The organism is Streptomyces sp. NBC_01363, assembly GCF_026340595.1.
GTDB lineage: Bacteria > Actinomycetota > Actinomycetes > Streptomycetales > Streptomycetaceae > Streptomyces.
On the sequence record NZ_JAPEPF010000001.1, the window covers coordinates 5,270,262 to 5,295,899 of the forward strand.

Consider the following 25,638-nt stretch of genomic DNA (forward strand, 5'->3'; position numbering starts at 1 on the left):
GTGACCCCGGCTGGAAAACGCTTTCCGGTCAGTTTCCGGTCTGCCCTTGAATGGAGTCCCCGATGAGACCCTCCCTGCGCATCGTCCTGACGGGCGTCACCGCGGGTGCGCTCGTCTGCGTGCTTGCCTCGTGTTCCGGTTCCGGCAGCGACGAGGCTGCCGACGGCACGGTGACGATCACCGTCTCCGGGCGCCCGCCCGCCACCAACGCGGCCGCGCTCAAGACGTTCGACGCGCGGGTGGCGGAGTTCGAGAAGGCGAACCCCAAGATCAAGATCAAGACGAACGAGTACCAGTACGACCAGCAGAGCTTCCAGACCAAGGTGGGCGGCGGCAGCCTGGAGACGATCGTACGGGTACCGCTCACCGAGATGTCGGGCCTGATCAAGCGCAGGCAGATCGCCGATCTCACCGCGGACTTCAAGGGGCTGAAGCACAGCGAGGACTTCAACGACGTAGCGCTCGGGGCCGCGAAGGGCGTGGACGGCAAGCTCTACGGCATTCCCACCGAGGAGTACGCCCTCGGTCTCGTCTACAACCGCGACCTGTTCGAGAAGGCCGGACTCGACCCGGACAAGCCGCCGACCACCTGGTCCGAGGTCCGTACGGCGGCCAGGGCGATCTCGGAGAAGACCGACGCCACCGGATACGCGCAGATGACCAAGGAGAACACGGGCGGCTGGATGCTGACCGCGATGGCGTACTCCTTCGGCGACAGCATGCAGGAGGAGTCCGGAGGCAAGTGGGTCAACACCTTCGACCGTGCCGGCAGCGGCGCGGAGAAGTCGCTGAAGGCGCTGAAGGACATGCGCTGGACGGACGACTCGATGGGCAAGAACCAGCTGCGCAACATCACCGACATGGAGAAGGACTTCTCCGCCGGGAAGATCGGCATGACGATCGCCGGACCGAGCTTGGTCGGCCACTACATCGCGCAGTACAAGGGCGACCCGAAGACCATCGGCCTCGGCGCCATGCCCGTCGACGGCGGCAACAAGCGGACCCTGGCCGGCGGGACCATCGCGGTGATCAGCCCCAGGGCCACCGCGCAGCAGCGCGAGGCCGCGACGAAGTTCATCGACTTCTACTACCTCTCCACCAAGTACGACGTCGCACTCGCCGAGAAGGACGCGGTGGCCAAGAAGAAGGACGGAGCCGTCGTCGGCGTGCCGTCCGTCCCGTTCTACAAGTCGGCCATCGCCGACCCGGTCGACGCCGCCGTCAACAAGCAGGCCAATGTGCCGGTCGAGCACTTCGCCCCGTACAGCAAGGCGCTCGGCGACTACGAACTGCGCATCGAGCCGTCCGTCGAGGCGCAGAACGTCTACAAGGCCCTCGACAGCGCCGTGCAGGCCGTACTGACCCGCCAGGACGCCGACCCGGCGGAGCAGCTGAAGAAGGCCGCGGCACAGGTCAAGTCCCAGGTGGAGCGGGCGCAGAACTAGAACCACCTCCCGGCAGCCGGAGCGTGTCCGGCACATCAGGCAGTGAGCACAGCACGAGGAGAGGCGAGGAGACGTCAATGAGCAGGTCGCAAGCGCCTGCGGCGCCCGCCGGGAACCGCACCCAGAAGGACCGGACGAAGAAACAACGTTCCGTCGACCCGTCCGCGGCACGTCCGCGGACCCCCGACGGGCCGCCGCACACCGCCTCCCCGCACCGCGGCGGCCCGGTGGAACGCTTCGTCCGCTGGGTCAGGCAAGGAGGTGTCACCACCATCCTGTTCGGCCTGCCGATGGTGCTGTGCTTCGCCTACTTCTCGTGGTGGCCGATCGTCCAGAGCGTGCAGCTCAGCTTCCAGCAGACCAATCTGGTCGACCCAGCCACCTGGGTGGGGCTGGACAACTTCCGCCATGTGCTGGAAGACCCGCTGCTGTGGAAGGCCGTCAAGAACACCGCGCTGTTCGCCGCGCTCGCCCTGGTGATCGGCTTCCCGGTGCCGCTCTTCCTCGCGGTGCTCATCGCCGAACTGCGCCGCGGCGGCACGCTGTTCCGCATCCTCGCCTACCTGCCGGTGGCGATTCCCCCGGTGGTCTCGGTCCTGTTGTGGAAGGTGTTCTACGACCCGGACGCCGGCCTGTTCAACCAGTTGCTGGCCCATGTGGGCCTCGGCCCGTACCCCTGGCTGCAGTCCACCGACACCGCGATGCTGTCGATCGTCCTGGAAGCCACCTGGGCGGGCTTCGGCTCCACGGTGATCATCTACCTGGCGGCGCTCGGTTCCGTACCGGGCGAACTGTACGAGGCCGCCGAGATCGACGCCGCGGGCATCTGGCGCCGGGTCTGGCACATCACCCTGCCGTCGCTGCGCGGGGTCATCCTGATCATGCTGCTGCTCCAGATCATCGGCACCCTGCAGATCTTCACCGAACCCTTCGTGATGACGGACGGCGGCCCGGAGGACTCCACTCTCACCATCCTGATGCTGATCTACAACTACGCCTTCCAGAACGGCGACTTCGGAGCCGCGACCGCACTCAGCGTCATGCTGGCCCTCGTGCTCGGTGTGCTCTCGGCGATCTATCTGCGGGCGACGAGGAGCTGGAGCAACTGATGGCCGTACAGATCCCCCTTCGCACCCGCCGCAGGAACCGCTCCGAGGAGAGCGGACACGGACTGATATCCAACGCCGACCGGCGGCGGACCTCCGTACGCTTCTCGCTCCGCTCCGTACAGACGCTCTCGCTCCTGCTGCTGCTCGCCTTCGGGGCGGCGCCCCTCTACTGGACGTTCAAGGGCGCCGTCTCACCGACCCAGGAGCTGCTGCGCGACCCGCTGGCGCTCTGGCCCGGCCACGCGCAATGGGACAACCTCTCCCGCGCCTGGAACGAACTCCAGGTCGGCCAGTACCTCTGGAACACCGTGGTCCTGGTCACCGGCTCGGTCGTCGCCCACCTCGTCGTCGCCACCACCGGCGGCTACGTCCTGTCCGTGCTGCGCCCCAAGTGGGCGACGCCCGTGCGGTGGATGGTGCTCGCCACCCTCTTCATCCCCGGCTCCATCTCCCTGGTGGCGCTCTACCTCACCGTGCTCGATCTGCCGGGCCTCGGCATCTCGCTCCCCAACAGCCCGTGGGGCGTCTGGCTGCCGCACGCGGCCAGCGCCTTCACCGTACTGATCGTGATGAAGTTCTTCGACGGCATCCCGCGCGAACTCTTCGAGGCCGCCAAGGTCGACGGTGCGGGGCCGTTCGTCATCTTCCGCCGGATCGTGCTCCCCATGTCGCGGCCGATCCTCGCGGTGGTGACCCTGCTGACGGTCATGAACTCCTGGAAGGACTTCCTCTGGCCACTGATCGTCATCCCGGACACCGAGAAGCAGCCCATCTCCGCCGCACTGCCGCGCCTCGCGGAAACGGCGGAACAGTCGCTGCTCATCGCCGGGATGCTGCTCGCCATCCTGCCCCCGGTCGTGCTGTTCCTGATCTTCCAGCGGCAGATCGTACGCGGCGGGGGAGGCTTCACCGGCCTCAAGGGATGAGGACCACCCGGGCACCGGCGCGGACCCGTCCGCGCCGGCCGGCGGCGGCAGCGGTGCGCGCCGACGGAACACGGACCGGTGTGCTCCGCCGGGGTACAGCCGACGGAGCACACCCCCACCCGGGAACCACCGATACGCACCGCGCCGATCCGATCGAGAGGAAGCCTCGATGGAACAGAACGGCACGATCCGGCCAGGTCCTCTGGTTCCAGCCAGAGTAATGGGTCGCCCGAGACGGTCCGCCGCATGGGGCGGTGCGGCCGCCCTGCTCGGCTGCCTGCTGGTGGTGGCACCGCTGCCCGGTACGGCTCCGGCCGCCCACGCGGCCGGAGCCCTCACCGTCACCTCGCCCGACCTGATCTTCGTCAAGGGACAGGCGAAGATCACCCTGGCCTCCGACGAGGCCTCGGTGGCCTGGAAGGCCGTCGACGACCAGGGCCTGACCGTCGCGTCGGGCACCGCACCCGTCTCGGGCGGCACGGCCACCGTCGACGTCACCGCGCTCGGCAGCGGCTACTACACGCTCACGGCCACCGCCGGCGCCACCACCCGCACCGCCAACTTCGGTGTGCTGACCGCGCTGACCGGCAAGGAACAGCAGGACACCCGCTTCGGCACCGGCATCCACTACGGGTGGAACGACGGCGACGACCAGAAGCTCCTGCGCTCGGTCAAGCTGATGGGCATGCACGGGATCCGCTCCGACATCAACTGGGGCGCCATCGAGAAGACACCCGGCGCGTACTCCTGGAGCAGCTACTCCACCGACCAGCACATCCCGTACGCCAAGTCGCAGGGGCTGACCGCCCTGCCCATCTCCGGCTACCGGAACCCCAACTACGACAGCAACCGGACACCGGCCTCCGACGCGGCGCTGGATGCCTACGGAAAGTTCACGGCCGCCGCCGTGGAGAAGTACCAGCAGTCCTCCAAGGAAATCGAGATCTACAACGAGTACAACTCGACCGGCTTCAACAACGGCACCTGCGGCATCACCGCCGACTGCTACCTCAAGCTGCTCCAGGCCAGCTACGGCAAGGTGCACGCCAAGGTCCCGGACGCCACCGTCGTCGGCGGCGGCCTGGCCGGTCTCCAGACCGACTGGCTCAAGCGGCTGTACGCGATCGGCGGCCTGAACTACATGGACGCGCTCAGCGTTCACCAATACGGCTACCCGAGCCCGCCCGAGACCGCGCTGGAGAAGCTGCCGCAGGTACGCGCCGACCTGGACGCGGCGGGTGGCAAGGACCTCCCGCTCTGGATGACCGAGAACGGCTACCCGACCCACAGCGACGGCGTCACCCCCGCCCAGCAGGCCGCGTACGTGCCGCGCGCCCAGATCTTCTCGTTCGCCTCGGGCGTCGACCGCTACTACTGGTACGACCTCACCAACGACGGCACCGATGCCACCAACAAGGAACACAACTTCGGCGCCTTCAAGCGTCCCACCGCCGAGGTCAAGGCCTGGCAGCCCAAGCAGTCCGTGGTCACCGAGGGCGTACTGATCCGGCAGCTCGCGGGCCGCGCCTACGCGGGCCGCGACGACGCCGGTTCCGCCGACGTCCGCTCGTACCGCTTCGGCACCGGGAGCGACACCGTTCGGGCGCTCTACACCACCGCCGCGACGCCGGGAACGGCGGAGCTCTCGGCCACCGGCCCGGTCACCGTCACCGACCAGCTGGGCCACGAGAAGACGTATATCCCGGTCGGCGGCAAGGTGCAGCTCGGCATCGACGGCAAGGTGCTGTACGTCAAGGGCGCGGTGACCGCGGTCAAGACCGTGAGCGGCCCCGTGTTCTCCCTCCGGCTGCCGCAGCACTCCAACACGGAGGAGACCGTCGACGCGGTGCTCCAGGTGGACGGCACCAAGGACCGGAAGCCATTGCCGGTGCGCTACGACTTCCGGATCGCCGGGGAGAAGTACCGGGTGACCGCGCGGCCCGGCAAGGTCGTCCGCCAGACCGTCCAACTGCCCACCTCGGCCCTCACCGGCCCGCGTACCGTCAGCGGGACGGTCGGGCTCGGGCCGCTGAGCCTCGCCCGCCTCACCTCCGACACCGAAGTGGTGCCGCCGACCCAGGTCACCTTCGATCCGGTGGTGAAGAAGGCGGCCCCGTTCGCCGCCGCGCTGAAGGTCACCGTCACCAACAACCGCGTCCACAGCCCGCTCGAACTCACCAAGCTGGACTGGCAGGTGAACGCGGGCACCACCTACCTGGACCGGGGCACCATCGACGGCCCGATCAAGGTCGGCACCGATTCCAGCGCCTCGTACACCGTGGACGCGCGCAACATCAAGCAGTGGCAGCGCTACTGGACCGCCGCCTACATCAACACCCCCGACGGCACCAGGACCGCCGTGGGCGCCTGGAACGGCTGGGGCTCCGTCCAGCCGGCCGGCACCGACACCACCACGCCCATCGACGTCATCGGCGACGGCTCCGTGAGCTACAAGGGCGGCTACAACGGCGCGACCGACCTCTCCGGCACCGTCCGGCCCCAGTACAGCGACGCCGGACTCGTGCTCAAGGGCGCGATCACCGACAACGTGCTGGCGCAGCCCGCCACCACCGCCGAGAACATGTGGCAGGGCGACAGCATCCAGTTCGCGGTCACCCCCCAGGTGCCGGGCCGCAGCAAGCAGTACGTCGAGTTCGGCGCCTCGCTCGTGGACGGCAAGCCGCAGGTCTACACCTGGCGGGCACCGTCCGGCCAGTCCGCCGGCCCGACCCCGGGCGCCACCGCGCAGATCACCCGTGACGGCACCACCACCCACTACACGGTGACGGTGCCGTGGGCCTCGCTCGGCCTGGCCGGCAAGCCCACCGAATCCATCGGACTCGGCTTCGTCGTCAACGACAGCGACAACGACGGCCGGGCGCGCGGCTGGTCGGAGTGGGGCGCCTCCATCGCCAACAACTCCAAGAGCGCCGCCGGTCTGCGGGCCGTCCAGCTGACCGACTGAACCACCCCATGACGGGCGGGGCCGGGTGCACCTGACAGCACCCGGCCCCGCCGCTCCATGCCGTACCACCGCACGGCACACTGTTCGCCATCCCACCGTGAGGAGACCAGCCCCCATGGCCCTGTTCGACATGCCGCTGCCCGAACTCCGCGCCTACCGGCCGCAGATCGACGAACCGGACGACTTCGACGCCTTCTGGGCGAAGACCCTCGCCGAGACCCGCGCCCACGACCCCGCGGTCTCCTTCGAACCTGTCGAGACCGGACTGACCGGCATGCGCACCTGGGACGTCACGTTCGCCGGCTTCGGCGGCCACCCCATCAAGGGCTGGTTCAGCGCCCCCGCGGACGCCGAGGGCCCGCTCCCGCTCGTCGTCCAGTTCCACGGCTACAACGGCGGCCGCAGCCTTCCGCACTGCTGGGGCATGTGGCCGCTGGCCGGATTCGCCCACTTCATCATGGACGTGCGCGGCCAGGGCAGCGGCGGCAACGTCGGCGACACCCCCGACCCGGTCGGCTCCGGCCCCTCCCATGCGGGCTTCATGACCCGGGGCATCGAGGACCCGGAGAGCTACTACTACCGCCGGGTCTACGCCGATGCGGTACGCGCCGTGGAAGCGGCCCGGTCCCATCCGCTGGCCGACCCCGCCCGCACCGTCGCGCTCGGCGGCAGCCAGGGAGGCGGCATCACCCTCGCGGTCGGCGCACTCGTCCCCGACCTGGCCGCCATCGCCGCCGACGTCCCGTTCCTCTGCCACTTCGGTCGGGCCGTCACACTCACCGACGCCAACCCGTACGCGGAGATAGCCCGCTACCTCAAGATGCACCGCGGCAAGGAGGAGACCGTGCTGCGCACCCTGTCGTACTTCGACGGGGTGTCCTTCGCCGCCCGGGGCAGCGCCCCCGCGCTCTTCTCCGTCGCGCTGATGGACCAGGTCTGCCCGCCGTCCACGGTCTTCGCCGCCCACAACGCGTACCCGGGCGAGAAGGAGATCGAGGTCTACCCGTTCAACGGGCACGAGGGCGGTGCCATGTTCCAGGAGGCCGCTCAGCTCCGCTGGGTGCCGAAGGCGCTGAACCGGACGGCCTGAGCCCCGCCGTGCTCCGGCCGGCGTGGTGTGGATCACGGACAGGGTGTGGACAGCACGTATATCGTCCGTCGGGGCACGTCAATGCCCTGCGATGTGGCTAGGACAAGGGCGGACAGTGCGGCAGAAAGCCTATGCGCAGGCGATGCGTGTCATCGCCTGCGCGCTGATGGTGTGGCAGGTCTGGATGATGTGGTACATCTCCAGCCACGAGGCGGCGGGCGTGCAATGGGCCTGCGACGGGACCGGGGGCTGTGCCAGCGACCAGCTCGCGTCCATGTCCCCGATGCTCGGCGTGGCCTTCGCGGTCGCCCTCGGTGTGCTCTGCGCCCGGTACCTGCACCGAGCCGCGCCGGGCGCGATGATCGCACTCTCCGCCGTCGCGGCCGCGGCCGGCTGGTACGACGCGCTGGCGGAGGGTCAGGTCGAGCGGTCCACCGTCACCAGCTTCCACATCTTCCTTCCGCTGGGCGATTTCTCCGTCTCCCAATGGCTCACCTTCCTGTGGTCCGTCGCGGGCGTGGGCTGCCTCGCCGCCTGGTGGGGCGCGGCGGTGAGCCTGCGGCGCGCCGCAGGACTGCGCAGGCTGTTTCGCCGCTACACCACGGCCGACGCGGTGCTGGAGGGCTGGCGGCCGGTGGGCCGCAGGTACGGCGAGGTCACCGTGGTGTTCGACGACGAGGCCGGGGTACGCCATGAGGTCCCGGCCGTCGTGGAACGCATCGCCCTCAGACGGGACGTCCTCGCCGTGTACGACGCCGACCGCCCCGGCGACCCCGCTCTCACCCGGGTCGCGGTTCCCCACCGAAAGCTGCTGCGCATCTCATGAACGCATCGACATCGTCCCTGCGCAGGCTCTTCAACGCGTTCAGACTGGTGGCCGCGCTCCTCATCGGACTCGCCTTCGCCGCGCTGGTCCAGGGCGCCGTCGACGGCCCCCGCTGGCTGCTGATCACCGGAATTCCCGCAACGGCCCTGGTCCTGACGATCCTCGGTGATGTGGCCGAGCCGATGCGGACGAGCATGGCGATGACGGGGCTGCGCTCCGGCGGGCCGCGGGCCTTCGCGCCCGCCGTGGTCAACGGGGTACGGACCGTCGACAAGAAGACCGGCCGGCCGGTCCGCGACGGACGGTCGGTGGACTCCGTGTTCGCCTTCGATCTGACCGTGATGCCCGATGAACTCCCCGCGTACCGGATCCAGGTCTGTCACCCGCTCGATGTGCAGGGGCTGACGCACCGCTCCAGGGCCGTCGTCGAGTACGACCCCGAACAGCCCTGGCGGGTCGTCGTCCCCAACGATCCGCCGAGCGTATGGCTGGCCCGAGCGAACAGCGCCTCCCCTCCGACCGAGGTCAAGGACCGGACCGGCGGGTTCCCGGCCGGATTCTGGACGCTGGTGATGGGTGTGGCCTGCGCGGCCGTGCTGCTGGTACTGGCGCGGCTGCTCGGCTGACCCCCGCCGGGGCTCAGCCGTTGCGCGGATACTTCTTGAGCACCTTGCCGTTGATGTCGGCCCGCAGATAGGCACCGCCGTACTCGTCCGAGACGTAGACGCTCAGCGTCGGCTGGAAGCCGTCGAACGGGGAGGCCGGGTCGATGTCCACGTAGTGGCTGGTGGGCTCGGCGACACCGAGCTCCTTGTCCGCCCGGCGGATCAGCCCCGGCAGGGCGTCCCAGTTGAACTTCTCCAGGTCCACGGACTTGGCGTCCGGCTGGAGGGTGCCGCCCGCGCGTTCGCGGGCGGCCTTGCCGTCCCGGTAGGTGTAGACGTCGTACAGGCCCTTGTTCTTCGCGACCGGGGCCTCGACGCTCGCGTGCACGTCGAACAGCGAGAACGACGTGACCCTGGTGCCGCCCATCACCGGCTTGAGCGCCGCGATGACGGACCGTGCGGCGGTGGGCGTCAGCAGATTCTTGGTCGGTGCCGCGGCCTTCGGCGCGCTTTCCTTCCCTTCGGCGGGTGAGGACGCGCCCGAGGCGGACGGGGTGCGGCCGGCCGTCTCCGGGTGCGAGTCGGGCACCAGCGACCACACCAGGACGCCGGTCAGGGCGGTTCCGGCGAGCGCGGTGCTGACCGCGACGGCGCGGCCCCGGCGGACCCGGCGGCGGATCTCCTGGGTGCCCAGCGTCGCGGGCTGGGGGCGCGGGGGAGTGGCGACGGGTGGACGTCGCACGGGGGCGGTGGGCAGGACGGTGGTCGGGTCGGCCTGGCCGAAGCCGGGCGGTACCGCGTCCCGCCGGGTGGGCGGGTCCTGGCGAGGAGGTACGGCATCCCGCGATTCCGCACGGCTCGGTCCGGCCGCCGCGGACGGGTCGCCCGTCGACGCGACCACCGACGCCAGCATCCGGTCGAGCTCCTCGGGACCGGGCCTCGCGGCCGTGTCCCGGGTCAGCAGCGCGTCCAGCACCGGAGCCAGCGGACCGGCCTGCCGGGGCGGCGGGATCTCCTCGTCCAGCACGGCCGCCAGCGTCGCCAGTGTGGTGGCCTTGCGCAGCGGATGCCGGCCCTCCACGGCGACGTACAGCATCATGCCGAGCGACCACAGGTCCGACGTCGGGTCGCCCTCCTCGCCGCGGATGCGCTCGGGCGCCATGTAGTCGGGGGAGCCGATGATGGAGCCGGTCGCCGTCAGACTGGTGGACTCGCGGATCGCCGCGATGCCGAAGTCGGTGAGCACCGGACTCCCGTCGGCCCGCAGCAGTACGTTGGCGGGCTTGACGTCGCGGTGCAGGATTCCGGCGGCATGGGCGGCGCGCAGCGCGGACAGCACCCCGCGGCCCAGCTCGGCGGCCTCGACCGGGGAGAGCGTCCCCTCGGCCAGGCGCTCCGCGAGCGAGGCGCCGGGCACCAGCTCCATCACGATCCACGGGTACGTCCCGTCGCCGCCGTCCACGATGTGGTGGACCGTGACGACACCCGGGTGGTCGAGCCGGGCCAGCGCACGGGCCTCACGCAGCACCCGCTCGCGCAGCAGCCTGGCCGACTCGGGGTCGCTCTCGGCGAGCGCCGGGTCCGGGGGCCGCACCTCCTTGAGCGCCACATCGCGGTGCAGGGCCAGGTCGTGGGCGCGCCACACCATGCCCATACCGCCGCTGCCGAGCCTGTCCACCAGCTCGAAACGGTCGTCGATCACACGGCGCACAGGCCCCCCAGCGTTCATGGCAAAAAAGAGTACGGGGCGGGTGCGCGGCCGTAGGCACCCACCCCGTATGCCTCACACGTCGTTGTTCGGTGTGAGCCTGAGCGTCACGATCTGGAAGGGCCGCAGCGCCAGTCGTACCGCATCGCCGTCCACCTCGGCGGTCTCGTCGGCGAGCGGACGCTCCAGCAGATCGGTGACGCTCGCCCCGGCCAGTGCGAAGCCCGCCGTCAGACGGGCCGAGGCCCGTCCGCCGTGGGCTTCGTGGAGCCGGACCACCACATCGCCACTGCCGTCGTCGGCGAGCTTCACGGCGGTCACGACCACCGCGTCGTCGTCGACCGAGACCAGCGGGGCGACCTCGCCACTGCCCGGCACCCGGCGCTCGGGAAGGCTGAAGCACCAGCCCTCACGGACCGCGTCACCGATCGTCGCCCCCGGCAGCAGCGCGTACCGCAGCCGGTGCACGCCCTGGTCGGTCGCCGGGTCGGGATAGCGGGGCGCCCGCAGCAGCGACAGCCGCACCGTGGTCGTGGTCGAGCCGTCCTCGCGGACCGTACGCGTCACATCGTGCCCGTACGTCGAATCGTTGATCAGCGCCGCACCCCAGCCCGGCTCGCCGACGTGCAGGAAGCGGTGGGCGCAGATCTCGAACTTGGCCGCCTCCCAACTGGTGTTGGTGTGCGTCGGCCGCTGGACGTGCCCGAACTGGGTCTCCGCCGTGGAGTGATCGGCGCGCACATCGATCGGGAACGCCGCCTTGAGGAACTTCTCCTGCTCGTGCCAGTCGACCTCGGTGTCGATGTCCAGACGCCGGGCACCCGGCCGCAGCGTCAGCAGCTGGGTGACCCGGGACGAGCCGAAGGTACGCACCACCTCGACCCCGTCGCCGCTGCGGCGCACCACGTCCGCCTCGGTCAGATCGGTCACCGTGTTGCGGTAGAAGGCATCGACGTCCCACGCGTCCCAGCGGTTGGGCAGGTCCGGGTGGACCTGGAGCAGATTCGCCGCGCAGCCCGGGGCGACCGTCTCGCGCCCGGCCACCAGGTCGACGACCGAGACCACCAGCCCCCGCTCGTCCACGGTCACCCGCAGCAGTCCGTTGTCCAGCCGGAAGCCGGGGTCGAGCTCCTCGACCTCCGTCGCCGGCTCCGGCTCCTGCGGAGCGAGTGCCGCGCCCCCCGCCGCGATGCCGGCCCGGCCGTGCGGAGCGGCGTTGAACACGACCGTGCCGCCCTCCTCCGGAGCGCCGGCCAGCGCCCGCTGCGCCGCCCCGATCACCGCTTCGAGCTCACCGGCGATCCGGGCGTACGTCGCCTCGGCCTCATGGTGCACCCAGGCAATGGACGAACCCGGCAGGATGTCGTGGAACTGGTGCAGCAGCACGCTCTTCCAGATCCGGTCCAACTCCTCGTGCGGATACGGGAATCCGGTCCGGACGGCGGCGGTGGCCGCCCACAGCTCCGCCTCCCGCAGCAGATGCTCGCTGCGCCGGTTGCCCTGCTTGGTCCGCGCCTGCGAGGTGTACGTACCGCGGTGCAGCTCCAGATACAGCTCGCCCAGCCATACCGGCGGCCGGTCGTACTCCGCCTCGGCGGCGGCGAAGAAGTCCGCGGGCCTCTCGATCGCCACCCGGGGCGAACCCTCCAGATCCGCGAGCCGCTCGGCGCGCGCCAGCATCTCGCGGGTGGGGCCGCCACCGCCGTCGCCCCAGCCGAACGGCACGAGCGAGCGCGTGGCGTGGCCCTTGTCCCGGAAGTTCTCCTCGGCGTGCGCGAGCTCCTCGCCGGACAGTTCGGCCACATAGGTGTCCACCGGCGGGAAGTGCGTGAAGACCCGGGTGCCGTCCAGCCCCTCCCACAGGAAGGAATGGTGCGGGAACGGGTTCGTCGTGTTCCACGAGATCTTCTGGGTGAGGAACCAGCGCGAACCGGAGAGCTTCACCAGCTGCGGCAGCGCCGCCGAGTAGCCGAACGAGTCGGGCAGCCACACCTCCTCGGTCTCGACCCCGAACTCCTCCAGAAAGAACCGCTTGCCGTACACGAACTGCCGGGCCAGTGCCTCCGACCCGGGCATATTGGTGTCGGACTCCACCCACATCCCGCCCACCGGCACGAACTGACCGGCGGCGACCTTCTCCTTCACCCGGGCGTACAGCGCGGGCTGATGCTCCCGCAGCCAGTCCAGCTGCTGCGCCTGCGACATCGCGAAGACGAACTCCGGACGGTCGTCCATCAGCGCCAGCACGTTGGAGGTGGTGCGGGCGACCTTGCGCACCGTCTCCCGCAGCGGCCACAGCCACGCCGAGTCGATGTGCGCGTGACCCACCGCCGACAGCCGGTGGGCGGAGGCGTGCGCAGGGGAGGAGAGCACGTCGCGCAGCCGCTCCCGGGCGGCGGGCGCGCTCGCGCCCACGGCGTCCAGGTCCAGGGCGTCCAGGCAGCGCTCCACCGCGCGCAGGATCTCCCAGCGGCGCGCCGAGCCGAGCGGCAGCTGCCGCATCAGCTGATCGAGCACCTCCAGGTCCTGGACCAGCTCCCACATCTGCCGGTCGAAGACCGCGAGGTCCATCCGCTCGACGCGGTACAGCGGCTCGCTGCCCGCGGTCTCCCGGTCGCCCAGCGCACTGACGCCGTCCAGGATCTCCGGATTGGCGGCGGCTTCGAGGATGTACGTGAACTCCTCGCCGCCCGCCACCGGTTCGCCGACCCGCAGCCAGGTGTTGCGCGGGTTGAGGGCCTTGACGACGCTGCCGTCCGGCCGGTGGGCCAGCGCCTCCGCGGAGAACCCGGGCCGGTCCTTGGCGAAACCGAGGTCGATCACCGCTTCCACGGTCTCACCGGCCCAGTCCGCCGGGACGCGGCCGGTCACCTTGAACCAGCTGGTGCCCCAGGCCGGCCCCCAGTCGTCGCCGATGGCACCGGGCTTGAAGGGGGCGGCCACCGCCTCGCTGAAGGGCACCGGTTCGCCGGGGGCGTGCCAGACCTCGAACTCCAGGGGCGCGGTTCGGGGGTGGACGGCGGGGCGGATGCGCTCGCGCAGCGCGCGGTCGAGCCGTTCCTCGGTCAGTGTGCGGTCGTCATGCATGAGTGAAGGGCCCCTCTGAATGAAATGTGTGCGACGCGGTAGTGGTTCACGGGAGCTCGTCGAAGCCCACGCAGGGCAGTGACATCCCGTCGGCCACGGCCAGGAGCTTCTCCAGCCGGGCCGGGGTCACATGGTTGGCCTCGTGGGCGTCGGCGACGCAGTGGGCGTAGAGCGTGGTCGCGCCGCCCTGGTCGGCGGTCCGGCGCAGCGCCGCCTCGACGCCGCTCAGATCGTCCCCGTACGCGAGGCTCCCGCGCCCGGAGTCCACCGAACAGCCGGGCAGGACCCGCCGGGCGGGGAGATCGCCGGCCGGGACGTGCAGTTCGTCCGCGAGTGACGGATCGGCGCGGCGGCCGACGGGCACTCCGCCGCGCAGCCGCTCGAAGAGCGTGAGCAGCAGCCGGTCGGTGTCCTCGTCGCGGGCGCTGCACGGGTAGGCGAAACTGCGGGACGGAAAGCCGAGGCGGCGCAGCCCGTCCAGGGCGGGCACCACCTCCCGGTCGAGATAGGCGGCCGGACCGTGCGCGGCGACGAACTCGGGTGCGCGCTCGTGCCGCAGCCCGTGGCAGCCGATGGTGTGGCCGTCGTCCGCGAGCCGGCGCAGCAACCGCACCTCGTCCCGGTCGAGCCGGTCCGGCTCACAGACGAAGAAGGTGACTCGCGCGCCGTAGGACGTGAACAGCGGTGCGGCGGCGGCCCATTCGCGTACGTGCCGGTCGTCGAAGGTGAGCAGGAGGGCGCGGTCGGCGCGGAGCTGCGGACGGGCGGTCATCGTCCGGACTCCTGCGGTGCCCAGCCGGGTACCGAGCCGTGCAGCGCCGTGTAGAAGGGGTCGCCCGGGACGATCTCGCCGGCCAGCACCGGGCGGCCGGTGAGCGCCGCCTTGTACATCGCGGTGATCAGCTCCAGGGAGCGGCGGCCGTCCCCGGCGCTCGCCCTGGGCCGCCGCCCCGCCCGCATGTCGGCCAGCAGGGAACGGAGCTGGGCGCTGTGCGAGCTCGGGACGTCCTCGGCCGGGGAGCTCCAGCCGTCGGCCCGGCCGGGCTCGACACCGGGCGCCGGGGTGTAGGTCCAGTCGCCGTTTCCGTATCCGTAGAGATGGTTCAGCTCGATCGTGGCGTCGCGCAGATCGATCCGCAGATGACTCAGCTGGCTCGGCGAGAGGGCGCTGTTGACCACGGTGGCCAGCGCGCCCGAGGCGAAGCGCACGGTGGCGGTGGTGACGTCGTCGGTCTCCACGTCACGGGCCAGCCGGCCGGCCATGGCCCGGATCTCCGCCCAGTCGCCGAGCAGTTCGAGCAGCAGATCGATCTGGTGGATGCCGAGCCCCATGGCGGGGCCCGCGCCCTCGGTCGCCCACTTCCCGCGCCAGGGGACCGCGTAATAGGCGTCGTCGCGGTACCAGGTGGTCTGGCAGTGGGCCACCAGCGGCGCCCCCAGCTCCCCGGAGGCGATGAGCGCCTTGGCGTGCTCGGCCCCCGAGCCGAACCGGTGCTGAAAGACGATCGGCGCGTACGGACCGTGCTCGCCCTCGGCTGCGGCCATGGCGTCGTACTCCGCCAGGCTGAGCGCGGGCGGCTTCTCGCACCACACCCAGGCCCCGGCCGCCAGGGCCGCGACGACCTGTTCCCGGTGGGCGACGGGCGGCGAGGCGATGACGACGAGATCGGGACGGAGCTCGCTCAGCGACGCGGCGAGATCGGTGGAGTGGTGGGGGAGCGCGAAATCGGTGGCGAAGGAGCGGGCGGCCACGGGATCGGCATCGACGGCGCCGACCACCGCGAAGTCCGAGGGGAGTTCGAGGAACGTCGGCATATGGACGGCACGGGCGATGTTGCCCGCGCCGACGAGCAGTACACGATAAGGAGTCACAGTCACAGAGGGCCGTCCAGGCTGAGGGCGTGAGCCGCCGGGATTGGTAAGCGTTTTCCAGCAGGTCGGGAAGGTGCCCTTCCCGAAGGAAGGGCAGTGGGTGTCAGAGGGTGGCGTAGAGCGCCCCGGCACTGGTCACGGGTCCGGTGCGGAGCCGGTCCGGCCAGTCGAGGGCGAGACCGAGAGAAGTGCTCAACCGGTCCTGGAAGGAGGTGAGCCTGTACTCGCTCCCGCGGACCGCACGCGGCGGCAGCCGGTGCTCCAGGCAGTACGAGACCAGCGCGCCGACGGCCTCACCGATGCTCCACTGGCCCGCGTGCCCGCCGAGCGCGGGTGCGCTGAGATGGGTGGCGCCGATGTTCCGCCCGGCCGGAAGCAGATTCTCCACCCGTACCGGCAGCAGGGTGCCCAGCGGCAGCTGGAACGGCAGGCACTCCAGGTCCAGCCCCGCACCCCCACCGGTCCCGGGGCGCAGTGTGATCCGGGACCGCAGGGTTCCCACGCTGTCCGTGAAGGTCTCGGCGCCCGGCGCCCCGGCCCGTGCCGCGGCGGTCAGATGGTGTTCCAGCAGGGTGAACTCGGCCCGGATGCGGCGGGATTCGCGTACGTGCGGGGCCTTGGCGAAGCCGTCGACGGTGCCCGTGACATCGGGCCTCAGCCGCAGCTCGGGATAGCCGTGACCGTCGTCGTGCCGGGGCGCGCTCGTCTGCATCCAGTACAGGAACGACAGGGCCTGCTCGTGTGCCTCCTGCTCCGCCCCGGCCCGCACCTCGTCCCCGGACCCGGTGAGCGGGAGCCGGGTGTAGGCGGTCTGCTCCCAGTCGACCAGGGTGATGTCGCTGTCGAACGTACCGGGCAGATACCGGCTCCGGGCGAGCGCCCGCAGCTGGTGCCAGCGGTCGTTGGGCGGTGCGGCCCAGTGCGGGACGTCGTCCGGCTCGTGCAGGAAGAGCGGTACGGAGCGGGCCGGGCCGCCGCCCGGTTCCGCGGTGTCCCAGGAGAAGGCCTCGGACCACCGGGCGTAGCCGGCCGGCCGGTCGATGGTGTGGTCCTCGCCGGGGCGGTGGTCCAGGGCGAAGACCCAGGAGACCGGCTGCTGGTCCAGCGGATCGGCGAGGGCGGGCGCGTGCGGCTCGCCGGTCTCCTCGCGGGACTCGGCGCCGGTGACGTGCTCGACACCCGCGAGGCCGAGCAGTTCGCCCAGGTCCGTCGCGTCGACGACGTAGGAGGCGCTGACCGTCAGCGGCTCGCCGTCCGCCGCCTCCAGGGTGACCGCGGCAACCCGGTCCCCGTCGGCCTGGGCCGCGACCGGGCGGTGGCCGAGCAGCAGGGTGAGCCTGCCGGAGGCGAGGTGCGGGGTGAGGAGCTCCTGGACGACCGCGAGTGCGGCGCGCGGTTCGTGGCTGAGGTGGCCGGTGGTACTGAGGCCGGGGTCGAGCAGTGGATCGGCGAACGGCTCGGGGCACAGTGGGTAGTTGCGCCGGTAGAAGTCGCGTATCCGCTCGCGCAGATCGCGGTAGCCGGGGGAGACGGGGTCCAGTTCGATGCGGTGGCCGTCCGCGAGCGGCACGGCCTGCGCGGTGAACAGGCCACCGGGCCAGTCGGTCGCCTCGGTGAGCACGACACGGTGTCCGAACCTGACGGCGGTCAGTGCGGCGGCGAGACCACCGAGACCGGCACCGACCACCAGGACATCGGTCCCGAGTTCGCGGGTACGGGGGGTGGGGGCGGCGAACACAGGAGTCTCCTCCCTCAGGGCCGGCGGGCGGCGACGGTACGGAGCCGGACCGGCACGGACTCGCGCGTCCTGATCCGGACGGGAAGCACGATCTGCTCGGCGCTGCGGTACGGGTCCTCGCCCGCCGTGCGCTCCGCGATCCGGGTGACCAGTTGCTCGACCGCCCGGCCGCCGATCTCCCTGGCGGGCAGCCGGGCGGCGAAGCTGGTCAGCGGCAGCAGATCGTAGGGGCCGGCGTCGTCCATGCCGGCCAGCACGATCTCGTCGGGTACGGCGATGCCGAGCGAGGCCAGATCGGCGGCGGCGGTGGCGACCGCGAAACCATGGGCGCACAGCAGGGCGGTCGGCGGCTCGGGCGAGCCGAGCAGGTCGGTCAGCAGCTGCTTGCGGTCGTCCTCGGGCAGCGCCGTGTACGAGCGCAGGGCGGTCAACTGGGGGAGCAGGGGCTGGCCATGGGCGCGCAGCGCCTGTTTGTGCCCGGTCATCCGGTCGTGGACGCTGGTGCAGTGCGTCTCGCCCCAGAGCGTCGCGATCCGCTCGTGGCCGTCGGCCAGCAGATGTTCGGTGAGCCGGTAGCCGACGTGGTAGTTGTCGGCGGTGACCGCGTCGATGGCGTGCCCCGGAAAGTACCGGTCGACCAGGACCATCGGGATGCGCAGGCGTCTGATCTCGTCGAGGACGTCGGCGTCGGGCGCGTCCTGGACGGGGTACAGGATGATGCCGTCGACCCGGTCCTCGACGGCCTGGAGCAGCGCCTGGTTCTGGCGGGCCAGCGACGCGCCGTGGTCGGCGTGCCCGGTGTCGGTCATGTGCACGGCGGAGTCCGAGAAGAACAGCCGCATCCCGCGTTCCGAACAGCCGGACTCGATCCCGCGCAGCACCTCCGACTGGTACGGCCCCTGGCCGCTGATGATGCAGGCGATCACGCCGGACCTGTGGGACGGAACCGGCTCCGCGGCCCGGTCCCCGGGGTCGGCGACAAAGGTCCCCCGGCCGCGGCGACGCACCAACAGGCCTTCTGAGACAAGGTCGTTGAGCGCCCGGACGGCGGTGGTGGAGCTGACGCCGAAGCGCTCGCGCAGCTGGTTCTGCGTGATGAACGGAGCACCGGCCTCGTACTCGTCACGCGCCACCTCGGCCCGCAACTCATCCTTGATGCGCTGGTACTTGGGCCCGGACGTACCCATCCAGCCACCACCCTCCCGGATTTGACGCGTCAATCGACGCTGAACTCAGTGTGGTGGTGGTTAACGCATTATTTCAAGAGGGTTGCAGCGAAAGGATCGGCAATTTAGCGCGTCAAGCCGAGGTCGTGTCGCTTTAATGCGTCATTTCGGTGTCCCGGGCCGACTTCGGGACCGGCCCGGGGCCGGTCGGTTCTCAGCCGGTCACGCGGGGCGGCGGTGCCGTGCTGGCCCGCACCACCAGACGCGAGGGCACGGCGAGCGTGCGCGGCGAAGCCGTCGCGTCGCCGAGGGCCAGCAGCAGCGCCCGGCGGCCGATTTCCTCGAGCGGCAGCCGTACGGTGGTCAGCGCGGGCGTGACGTCACAGGCCACCGGCAGATCGTCGAAGCCGACGACGGAGACATCGGTGGGTACGCTCCGGCCGAGGTCGTCCCGGAGCGCCGCCAGCGCACCCAGCGCCATGGCGTCGTTGAGCGCGAACAGCGCGGTGATCCCCGGCGACCTGCGGAACAGCCGCACCGCCGCGGCCCGCCCGCCGTCCCGGGTGAAGTCGGCCTCGACGCGGTGGTGTTCCTGTACGACGACGCCCAGTTCGGCGGCCCGCTCCAGGAAGCCGTGCAGCCGGTCCTGCACGGAGACCAGTGCCAGTGGGCCGCAGATGACGCCGATCTCGGTGTGCCCCAGCCCGGCGAGGTGCTCGGCGACGGCCCGGCCGCCCTCGCGGTTCCCCGGCATGATCGTGTCCACCGGGAGATCCTGATGCGCGACCGCGGTCACCCGGCCGCCCTGTGCCGCGAAGGCCTCCAGCTCCTGGGCGAGCGCGGGGCTCCCGTCGGTGAAGCCCGATCCGGCGAGGACCACGGCGCGGGCCCGCTGCGCACGCAGTCGGGCCACGTACTCCGCCTGGAGCGCCGGTTCGTGGAACGTCCCGGCCAGCATCACCAGGAGCTTGTGGTCGCGGGCGACCTCCATGACACCGGCCGCGATGGCGGAGTAGTAGGCGTCGTTCACATCGTGCACGACCAGGCCGACGATGGAGGTCGTGGACTGCACGAGCGCGCGGGCCGGCGCGTTGGACACGTAACGGAGCCGGGCCGCCGCCTCCAGCACGCGCTCCTGCAGCTCCTGGGTGACGTTGCGGTCGCTGTCGCTGAGGACGCGTGAAGCCGTGGCGAGAGAGACCCCGGCGTCCTGCGCGACCTGCTGGAGCGTCACGGCGGACGACGGGCGGGGACGGGCGGAACGTCGATTGACCTGGCTCTGCATAGGGCTACGATAGCCGCACTGAAAGCGTTTTCCCATTGCGCACGCCATAGGAAACCCGCCACCGGGACCGTCCTCCCGCCCGCAGGGTCAGCCCGTGCGCCACCGGCCCGGTTCGGCCGGCGGCATCGCGGTCGCACAGCGGTAGACGGCATCGTCCCGGAATGCGTACCGCCGTTCCATCTCCGGCGTGAGCCGGACTCCGAGCCCCGGGGCCCGCGGAGCGAGCAGACGTCCGCCCTCCAGACGGAACGGCTCGACCAGCAGTTCCGACCGCAGCGGATACCGGGGCATCGGCCATTCGGCCAGCCGCCCGCCGCCGGCGAAGGCGGCGTGGTAGTTGGCCGCTTGGCACACGGCGCTGCCCCAGCAATGCACGACTGCTTCCACGCCGTGCTCCGCCGCGCCCGCGAAGACAGCCAGCGTCTGGCGCAGACCGCCGACGACCGTGGCGTCCGGCTGCACCAGGTCGTAGTACCCCGATGCCATGCGCGCCAGCAGTTCCTGCGCGGTGGTGACGGTCTCGCCGCCCGCCACCGGACAGCCGGCCGCCCGCCGCAGAGCGGGGTACGCGGCGGTCCGAGCAGGTCCGAGCGGCTCCTCCAGAAAGCGCACCGGCCACCGGGTGCCGGTCCTGACCGTGTCGAGGAACGCCAGGGTGTCCGTCACCGACTGGCCGGGGTCCTCGAGATTCTGCGCCATGTCGATGGCGATGCCGATGCCGTGCGCGGCCGCGTGCTCCAGCGTCCACACCGCCTTGTCCGCTTCGTGGCCCCGCGCCCTGATCTTGAAGGTGTCGATGCCGAGGGCCGCCACGGCCGCGATCTCGGCGCCCATCGCCGACGGGGAGGCCGAGTCGCCCCCGCTGGCGTAGAGCCGGATCCGGTCCGTGCGACGGCCGCCCAGTAGCTCGTACGCCGGTACGCCCGCCCGCTTCCCGAGAGCGTCGACCAGGGCCGCCTCCACGGCGGAGACGACATGGCGGGCCGCCCCCTGAAGACTCCAGTAGCCCGTCACGAGCACCATGTCCCGGTACCGCCCCGCCAGGTCCCCGGCCGGACGGCCGACCAGGCAGGGGGCGATCAGCTCGACCGTCGAGACGAAGACCTGCGGCGCGAAGACGGCGAGATAGGCCTCGCCGAGCCCGGTCGTGCCGTCGTCCAGGGTGACCTCCACCAGACCGGTGGTGCGCCACCCCGTCGGCAGCGCCAGGCGCACTTCCAGGTTCTCCGGATCCGCGTAGGGAGCGCTGAGCAGTACCGGCCGGATCGCCGCGATGTGCACCCCGTCGCGGGTCTGTGCGCCGACGTGTGCGGGAGGGGGTTCGGACATGATGTCGCGTCCTCAGAATCCTCTGGACCACTGCACGGGGTTGCGCAGCGGTGAACCGGTATGGAAACGGCGCCAGTTGTCGGTGAACAGGTCGACGACCCGGGTGCTCTCGTGCGTCGAACCACCCGCGGTGTGCTGGGTGAGGACGACCCCGGGGCAGCTCCACAGGGGGTGACCGGCGGGCAGCGGCTCCTCAGCGGTGACATCCAGCACCGCTCCGCCGAGTCGCCCGGAGGTCAGCTCGGACACCAGGGCCTCCTCGTCCACCAGTGATCCGCGGCCGGCGTTCACCAGAACGGCCCCCGGCCGCAGCAGGGCCAGCCGCCGCGCATCGAGCAGTCCACTCGTTTCGGGCGTCCCGGGCAGCAGCCCCACCACCACGTCGAAGCCCGGCAGTTGCTCATCGAGCTCGGCCAGGGTGCGGATGTCGCCGGTTCCGCGTGCGAAGTGCGAAACGGGGCAGCCGAACGGGCCCAGCAGCTCGGCGAACCGCCGGGCGATGGACCCCCGGCCCAGCACGAGGACCCGGGCCCCGGTCAGCAGACGCAGCCGGGACCGCACGGCGGACTTCGCCCAGCTGGCCTCGGCGCGCAGCCCGGAGAGTCGGTCGATGCCGCGATGGAGCGCGAGGATGCCCGCCAGGCACGACTGCGCGACCGGATCGGCGAAGACATCACCCAGGTTGGTGACGGTCAGCCGGCGGCCGAGGGCGGGCCAGTCGAGACCGAGATAGTCGTCGATCCCGACCGAGGCGAGCTGCAGCCACCTCAGCCGGGGCGCGTTCGCCACCCAGGCCGCCCTGGGGTTGCCGAGCGCTGTGCCGGCATCGGCGAGGGCGCGCGCGTCCGCCTCCGACGCGGTCCCCGGCTCGGCGAACCACACGGGCCCGGGGCCGAGTTCACGCAGGCCGACGCGATCGGCCTCGGTGAGTGACAGTTCCACGTACAGGCCGGTGCCGTCCGTGTCCGGGTTCACCACGGGTGATCCGCGAGGTACTCGGTGATCCGCTCCCGGTCCCACTCCCCGTCCGCCACGGTGACCCGGTAGCGGCGGGCCAGGGTGTCGCCCGGGGCGAGCTCCAGTTCCTCGTGGAACGCGAAGGAGGGGGCGACCGCGGCGAAGGGCTCGTCGCGGACGAACCAGTGGGCCGGGTGGGTGCCGCCCGCTCCCGTGTGATCGTTCTCCGGGGCGTGCTGGAAGATCAGTGTGGCGTGACCGTCGGTGCTGTCGTGTTCGCCGCTGTAGGCCAGCCAGGGTGCCTGCGTCCCCATCAGCTCCGGACCTTCTCCGTCCGGGCCGAGGATCCGGCCGCCCCGGAAGGCGCGCGGCCCGCGCCAGAAGAGGCCGGTGTAGCCGGCCGCCTGTCGGCCGTGGGTCGTCGGGCTGCCGAACCGCAGTGGCTCGGTACGTCGGTTGGTGATCGCGCTGGACCAGGTCAGCGTCCAACTGCCGCCGGTGTCCGCGCCCGTGGCGCCGGAGTCGGCTCCGGCGTGCTCGACGTCGTGCAGTTCGACGCGGCGTAGCTCGTCCGCCCAGCGCGTGCCGTCGTTGTGGCGCCAGCTCAGCCGCTCCGCGATGACCGCGCGTCCGGCGTCCGCCGTGATCTCGTCGAATCCGATGTGCGCCATCGACCCGACCCGTTCGGGCAGCGGCTGGTAGTCCTGGCCGTGCACATAGGTGTTGCCTCCCCAGAGGTTCTGCCCGGAGAGGTGGGAGGCCGTCATCTGGAGGCCCTTGTGCCAGCGGTGATCGTTGGGCCGATAGTCGGTGACAACGTTATCGGCCAGTGTGCGCATGGGGTGGATGTACGGCTTGGGGGCCTCCCACGCCGCTTCCGGACGGTAGACGTAGCTGATCAGGTCGATGCCGCCGCGCTCCTCCGTGACCGTGATCCGGTCCCCGTGGGCGTGCGTGATGCGCAGTGGACTGCTCATGTCCCGAGTCTCCTGGGTGCGGCTGGAAAGCGCTTACCGCAACCTAGGGCCTTCGCCTGAGGCACGTCAACAACAACCACCGGGCGTCAGGGGGAGGGCCCGGCCGGGGGATGGCCGGGACCGGGGGCGGGTCGCTGAGCCGCCCCCGGCACAGCGGCCGACGGCTTGCCGCACACTCATGGAAGAGCGGCAAGACGTCGGCCGTTGGCGTGCGGCGGGTGCTACTTGGGCGGACGGACGCTTCCGCCGCCCATGTTGCCCTGCTGGTCGCACTGCTCCTGGAGCTTCCGGGCCTTCTCCTGGAGCCGTTGGCGCTGCTCAGGGTCGGTGGTGCGCTCGGCGGCCTCGGTCATGTGCCGGGCCTTCTCGCGCAGCTGCTGCGCACGGTCACCGGATTCACGTGCAACGCTCATCATCGCTCCTTGTGCGGTTGGGAAGAGCGGGCTCCATCAGAGAACCAGCGCCGTCGGGCCACCGCACCTCGAATCGTCACGCAGAGTCATCGCCTGCAGGGGGGTGCCGCGACGCTGGCATGATCAAGGGCATGAACGAAAGCATCATCGCCGCGTGTGACGGGGCATCCAAGGGCAATCCGGGACCTGCGGCCTGGGCATGGGTCGTGGCCGACGCGCAGGGGCGGCCCGAGCGCTGGGAAGCGGGTCCGCTGGGGACCGCCACCAACAATGTCGCCGAACTCACCGCGCTGCGGGAGCTGTTGGAGTCGACGGATCCCGCCGTGGCGATCGAGGTGCGGATGGACTCGCAGTACGCGATGAACGCCGTGACGAAGTGGCTGCCGGGATGGAAGCGCAACGGCTGGAAGACTTCGGCCGGCAAGCCGGTGGCCAACCGTGACCTCGTGGCCGGGATCGACGCCCAGCTGACCGGCCGGACCGTGCGCTTCACCTATGTTCCCGCCCACCAGGTGGACGGCGACCCGCTCAACGCACTCGCCGACCAGGCGGCCAGCGAGGCCGCTGTGGCGCAGCGTCCGGCCGGAACCGCGCACGGCGCCACGCAGTTGCCGACACCCGCTCCCGCCCGCGCGACCGAGGGCCGGCGCGGCGGCACGGCGACGAAGAAGGCGGGGAGCGCGTCACGCCCCGCCCGTTCCGGCGGAACCATCCGGGCCAAGTTCGCCGGCCGCTGCCACTGCGGAAAGCCCTACGCGGCACAGGACATGATCGCCAAGAACCCCAACGGCTGGGGCCACCCGGAGTGCCGCACCGCACCCGCCTGAGACGCGCCGCCGGCCGGAGCGGGCGATGGGCCGCGCGGGACCGGGTCCGCGTGCCATGATGCGGCTCCGGCGGCGGCGTCCTCGCATCGCTGTGCCGATGCCGACGCCGCTCACGACGGCGGCACGCTGGGGGGCGGATGGGAAACACGGGCACGGTTCTGCGCGAACTGCGCGGTGCGCAGAAGACGGCCAAGGGGGTGTCGCTGTACTCGCGGTACGTGAACCGGCCGGCCGGCCGGGTGTTCGCGGCCGGTGCGTACCGGATCGGACTGACGCCCAACCAGGTCACGCTGACCAGCGCGGCCTTCACCTTCGCCGCCATCGCCTCGGTGGCGCTCGTCCCGCCGTCCGTCGGGCTCGCGGTCGCGGTGTACGCCGGTCTCGCCATCGGCTTCGCCCTCGACTCGGCCGACGGGCAACTGGCCAGACTCACCGGCCGGGGCGGCCCGGACGGCGAATGGCTGGACCATGTCGTGGACTGCGCCAAGATGATCCTCGTCCACACCGCCGTGCTGATCTCGTTCCAGCGGTTCTCCGGAGTGCCCGGCGAGGGCTGGCTGCTCCTGCCGCTCGGCTTCCTGTTCACGGCCGTGCTGACCTTCTGTGCGGGGCTGCTGCGCGAACAGCTGGGAAAGGCGGCGACCGCCCGGTCCGGTGCGGGACCCGGCGCCGCCGCCCCGGTCTCACGGCTGCGGGCCGTCGCACTGCTGCCCGCCGACTACGGAGTGTTCTGCCTGGTGTTCCTGCTCCTCGGCGACCGCACCGCGTTCCGCATCGGCTATGCGGTGCTCGCCGTCGTGCACGCGCTGTTCCTGGTGGCGTTCCTCACCAAGTGGTTCAAGGAGCTCAGAGCGCTCCGGACCGCGGACTGACGAGCATGTCCAGCGCCCGGCGCAGCTGGGTGCTGGACGTGTGCACGGTGTACGGGAAGTAGACGACCTCCACACCGACCTCGGCGAAGTCGCGTTCCAGCCGTTTTCCCCTCTCCGTGTCCCGCCAGTCGTCCCCCTTGAAGATCACGTCGAACCTCACCTGCTGCCAGGTCTCGACCTTGTCGGGCACCGTCTCGACGAACGCCGCGTCCACGTGGCGCACGCTGCGCACGATCTCCAGGCGCTCCGGCAGCGGAATCACCGGCCGGTGGCCCTTGGCGAGCGCGGCCATCTCGTCCGAGACAACCCCGGCGACGAGGTAGTCGCATTGACTGCGGGCATGCCGCAGGATGTTGAGGTGCCCCACATGGAACAGGTCGTAGACCCCCGGCGCGTAGCCGACCCTGTGCGCCATCCGCTCTCTCCCCCCACGGTGAACGC

At 71.1% G+C, this 25,638-nt stretch carries 21 protein-coding genes; 9 read left to right on the plus strand and 12 right to left on the minus strand.

The features are described from left to right. Positions 1–62 precede the first annotated feature (62 nt). The 7 genes from OG611_RS23915 to OG611_RS23945 all read left to right on the plus strand — a co-directional run bounded on the left by OG611_RS23915 (position 63) and on the right by OG611_RS23945 (position 8,987). On the plus strand, positions 63–1,445 hold the full coding sequence (locus OG611_RS23915; protein WP_266423629.1) for an extracellular solute-binding protein: 1,383 nt from the start codon (positions 63–65) through the stop codon (positions 1,443–1,445). A 77-nt stretch (positions 1,446–1,522) separates the two neighbouring features. Continuing rightward, the gene (locus OG611_RS23920) at positions 1,523–2,554 is read left to right on the plus strand and encodes a carbohydrate ABC transporter permease (protein ID WP_266423632.1); all 1,032 of its coding nucleotides are present in this window, start codon (positions 1,523–1,525) and stop codon (positions 2,552–2,554) included. After that, positions 2,554–3,480 carry a carbohydrate ABC transporter permease gene (locus OG611_RS23925; RefSeq protein WP_266423635.1) on the plus strand — a complete coding sequence of 309 codons (927 nt, stop codon included), beginning with the start codon at positions 2,554–2,556 and terminating at the stop codon, positions 3,478–3,480. The genes OG611_RS23920 and OG611_RS23925 overlap by 1 nt, the downstream gene beginning before the upstream one ends. Positions 3,481–3,700: 220 nt before the next feature. Further along, positions 3,701–6,445 carry a hypothetical protein gene (locus tag OG611_RS23930; protein WP_266423638.1) on the plus strand — a complete coding sequence of 915 codons (2,745 nt, stop codon included), beginning with the start codon at positions 3,701–3,703 and terminating at the stop codon, positions 6,443–6,445. A 115-nt stretch (positions 6,446–6,560) separates the two neighbouring features. Then, positions 6,561–7,535 carry an acetylxylan esterase gene (locus OG611_RS23935; protein WP_266423639.1) on the plus strand — a complete coding sequence of 325 codons (975 nt, stop codon included), beginning with the start codon at positions 6,561–6,563 and terminating at the stop codon, positions 7,533–7,535. Positions 7,536–7,677: 142 nt separating this feature from the next. Continuing rightward, the gene (locus OG611_RS23940) at positions 7,678–8,361 is read left to right on the plus strand and encodes a hypothetical protein (protein ID WP_266423641.1); all 684 of its coding nucleotides are present in this window, start codon (positions 7,678–7,680) and stop codon (positions 8,359–8,361) included. After that, positions 8,358–8,987, plus strand: a complete 630-nt coding sequence (locus tag OG611_RS23945) for a hypothetical protein (RefSeq protein WP_266423644.1) — start codon at positions 8,358–8,360, stop codon at positions 8,985–8,987. Before OG611_RS23940 ends, OG611_RS23945 begins: the two co-directional genes overlap by 4 nt. A gap of 13 nt (positions 8,988–9,000) precedes the next feature. Here OG611_RS23945 and OG611_RS23950 read toward each other — a convergent pair whose 3' ends face one another. The 11 genes from OG611_RS23950 to OG611_RS24000 all read right to left on the minus strand — a co-directional run bounded on the left by OG611_RS23950 (position 9,001) and on the right by OG611_RS24000 (position 23,498). Then, on the minus strand, positions 9,001–10,695 hold the full coding sequence (locus OG611_RS23950; RefSeq protein ID WP_266423647.1) for a serine/threonine-protein kinase: 1,695 nt from the start codon (positions 10,693–10,695) through the stop codon (positions 9,001–9,003). Between the two features lie 54 nt (positions 10,696–10,749). Continuing rightward, complete coding sequence (locus tag OG611_RS23955) at positions 10,750–13,761, minus strand: glycoside hydrolase family 38 C-terminal domain-containing protein (RefSeq protein ID WP_266423650.1); 3,012 nt, start codon at positions 13,759–13,761, stop codon at positions 10,750–10,752. 46 nt (positions 13,762–13,807) lie between these two features. Next, entirely contained in the window at positions 13,808–14,533 is a 726-nt protein-coding gene (locus OG611_RS23960) for a polysaccharide deacetylase family protein (protein WP_266423652.1), read from the minus strand. Then, positions 14,530–15,633 (minus strand): Gfo/Idh/MocA family protein, encoded by a 1,104-nt coding sequence (locus OG611_RS23965; RefSeq protein WP_266423653.1) that lies wholly within the window; start codon positions 15,631–15,633, stop codon positions 14,530–14,532. The genes OG611_RS23960 and OG611_RS23965 overlap by 4 nt, the downstream gene beginning before the upstream one ends. A gap of 103 nt (positions 15,634–15,736) precedes the next feature. Continuing rightward, entirely contained in the window at positions 15,737–17,371 is a 1,635-nt protein-coding gene (locus tag OG611_RS23970; protein WP_266423654.1) for an FAD-dependent oxidoreductase, read from the minus strand. 14 nt (positions 17,372–17,385) lie between these two features. Beyond that, complete coding sequence (locus OG611_RS23975) at positions 17,386–18,558, minus strand: LacI family DNA-binding transcriptional regulator (RefSeq protein WP_266423656.1); 1,173 nt, start codon at positions 18,556–18,558, stop codon at positions 17,386–17,388. 193 nt (positions 18,559–18,751) lie between these two features. Next, positions 18,752–19,822 carry a LacI family DNA-binding transcriptional regulator gene (locus tag OG611_RS23980; RefSeq protein WP_266423658.1) on the minus strand — a complete coding sequence of 357 codons (1,071 nt, stop codon included), beginning with the start codon at positions 19,820–19,822 and terminating at the stop codon, positions 18,752–18,754. Positions 19,823–19,909: 87 nt separating this feature from the next. Further along, the gene (locus OG611_RS23985; RefSeq protein ID WP_266423660.1) at positions 19,910–21,151 is read right to left on the minus strand and encodes a mandelate racemase/muconate lactonizing enzyme family protein; all 1,242 of its coding nucleotides are present in this window, start codon (positions 21,149–21,151) and stop codon (positions 19,910–19,912) included. 12 nt (positions 21,152–21,163) lie between these two features. Next, the gene (locus tag OG611_RS23990; protein WP_266423661.1) at positions 21,164–22,129 is read right to left on the minus strand and encodes a D-2-hydroxyacid dehydrogenase; all 966 of its coding nucleotides are present in this window, start codon (positions 22,127–22,129) and stop codon (positions 21,164–21,166) included. Beyond that, positions 22,123–23,085 carry a PmoA family protein gene (locus OG611_RS23995; protein WP_266423663.1) on the minus strand — a complete coding sequence of 321 codons (963 nt, stop codon included), beginning with the start codon at positions 23,083–23,085 and terminating at the stop codon, positions 22,123–22,125. Before OG611_RS23995 ends, OG611_RS23990 begins: the two co-directional genes overlap by 7 nt. A 221-nt stretch (positions 23,086–23,306) precedes the next feature. Next, complete coding sequence (locus OG611_RS24000; protein WP_266423664.1) at positions 23,307–23,498, minus strand: DUF6381 family protein; 192 nt, start codon at positions 23,496–23,498, stop codon at positions 23,307–23,309. A 131-nt stretch (positions 23,499–23,629) separates the two neighbouring features. Here OG611_RS24000 and OG611_RS24005 point away from each other — a divergent pair, with 131 nt between their 5' ends. Further along, positions 23,630–24,325 carry a ribonuclease H gene (locus OG611_RS24005; protein ID WP_266423666.1) on the plus strand — a complete coding sequence of 232 codons (696 nt, stop codon included), beginning with the start codon at positions 23,630–23,632 and terminating at the stop codon, positions 24,323–24,325. A 137-nt stretch (positions 24,326–24,462) separates the two neighbouring features. Then, entirely contained in the window at positions 24,463–25,197 is a 735-nt protein-coding gene (locus OG611_RS24010; protein ID WP_266423668.1) for a CDP-alcohol phosphatidyltransferase family protein, read from the plus strand. Here the strand turns inward: OG611_RS24010 and OG611_RS24015 are convergent. After that, positions 25,172–25,612: an adenylyltransferase/cytidyltransferase family protein gene (locus tag OG611_RS24015; protein WP_266423670.1), complete on the minus strand. Its 441-nt coding sequence runs from the start codon at positions 25,610–25,612 to the stop codon at positions 25,172–25,174. The two genes, OG611_RS24010 and OG611_RS24015, sit on opposite strands and share 26 nt — an antisense overlap. Positions 25,613–25,638: the final 26 nt, after the last annotated feature.

Excerpts from the sequence above, each read along its gene's own strand:
- OG611_RS23925 (WP_266423635.1), top strand. The coding sequence starts at position 2,554 with ATGGCCGTACAGATCCCCCTTCGCACCCGCCGCAGGAACCGCTCCGAG.
- OG611_RS23940 (WP_266423641.1), top strand. The coding sequence starts at position 7,678 with ATGCGTGTCATCGCCTGCGCGCTGATGGTGTGGCAGGTCTGGATGATG.
- OG611_RS24005 (WP_266423666.1), top strand. The coding sequence starts at position 23,630 with ATGAACGAAAGCATCATCGCCGCGTGTGACGGGGCATCCAAGGGCAAT.
- OG611_RS23945 (WP_266423644.1), top strand. The coding sequence starts at position 8,358 with ATGAACGCATCGACATCGTCCCTGCGCAGGCTCTTCAACGCGTTCAGA.
- OG611_RS23995 (WP_266423663.1), bottom strand. The coding sequence starts at position 23,085 with ATGAGCAGTCCACTGCGCATCACGCACGCCCACGGGGACCGGATCACG.
- OG611_RS23980 (WP_266423658.1), bottom strand. The coding sequence starts at position 19,822 with ATGCAGAGCCAGGTCAATCGACGTTCCGCCCGTCCCCGCCCGTCGTCC.
- OG611_RS23935 (WP_266423639.1), top strand. The coding sequence starts at position 6,561 with ATGGCCCTGTTCGACATGCCGCTGCCCGAACTCCGCGCCTACCGGCCG.
- OG611_RS23915 (WP_266423629.1), top strand. The coding sequence starts at position 63 with ATGAGACCCTCCCTGCGCATCGTCCTGACGGGCGTCACCGCGGGTGCG.
- OG611_RS24010 (WP_266423668.1), top strand. The coding sequence starts at position 24,463 with ATGGGAAACACGGGCACGGTTCTGCGCGAACTGCGCGGTGCGCAGAAG.
- OG611_RS23985 (WP_266423660.1), bottom strand. The coding sequence starts at position 21,151 with ATGTCCGAACCCCCTCCCGCACACGTCGGCGCACAGACCCGCGACGGG.
- OG611_RS23950 (WP_266423647.1), bottom strand. The coding sequence starts at position 10,695 with ATGAACGCTGGGGGGCCTGTGCGCCGTGTGATCGACGACCGTTTCGAG.
- OG611_RS23930 (WP_266423638.1), top strand. The coding sequence starts at position 3,701 with ATGGGTCGCCCGAGACGGTCCGCCGCATGGGGCGGTGCGGCCGCCCTG.
- OG611_RS24000 (WP_266423664.1), bottom strand. The coding sequence starts at position 23,498 with ATGAGCGTTGCACGTGAATCCGGTGACCGTGCGCAGCAGCTGCGCGAG.
- OG611_RS23920 (WP_266423632.1), top strand. The coding sequence starts at position 1,523 with ATGAGCAGGTCGCAAGCGCCTGCGGCGCCCGCCGGGAACCGCACCCAG.
- OG611_RS23960 (WP_266423652.1), bottom strand. The coding sequence starts at position 14,533 with ATGACCGCCCGTCCGCAGCTCCGCGCCGACCGCGCCCTCCTGCTCACC.
- OG611_RS24015 (WP_266423670.1), bottom strand. The coding sequence starts at position 25,612 with ATGGCGCACAGGGTCGGCTACGCGCCGGGGGTCTACGACCTGTTCCAT.
- OG611_RS23955 (WP_266423650.1), bottom strand. The coding sequence starts at position 13,761 with ATGCATGACGACCGCACACTGACCGAGGAACGGCTCGACCGCGCGCTG.
- OG611_RS23975 (WP_266423656.1), bottom strand. The coding sequence starts at position 18,558 with ATGGGTACGTCCGGGCCCAAGTACCAGCGCATCAAGGATGAGTTGCGG.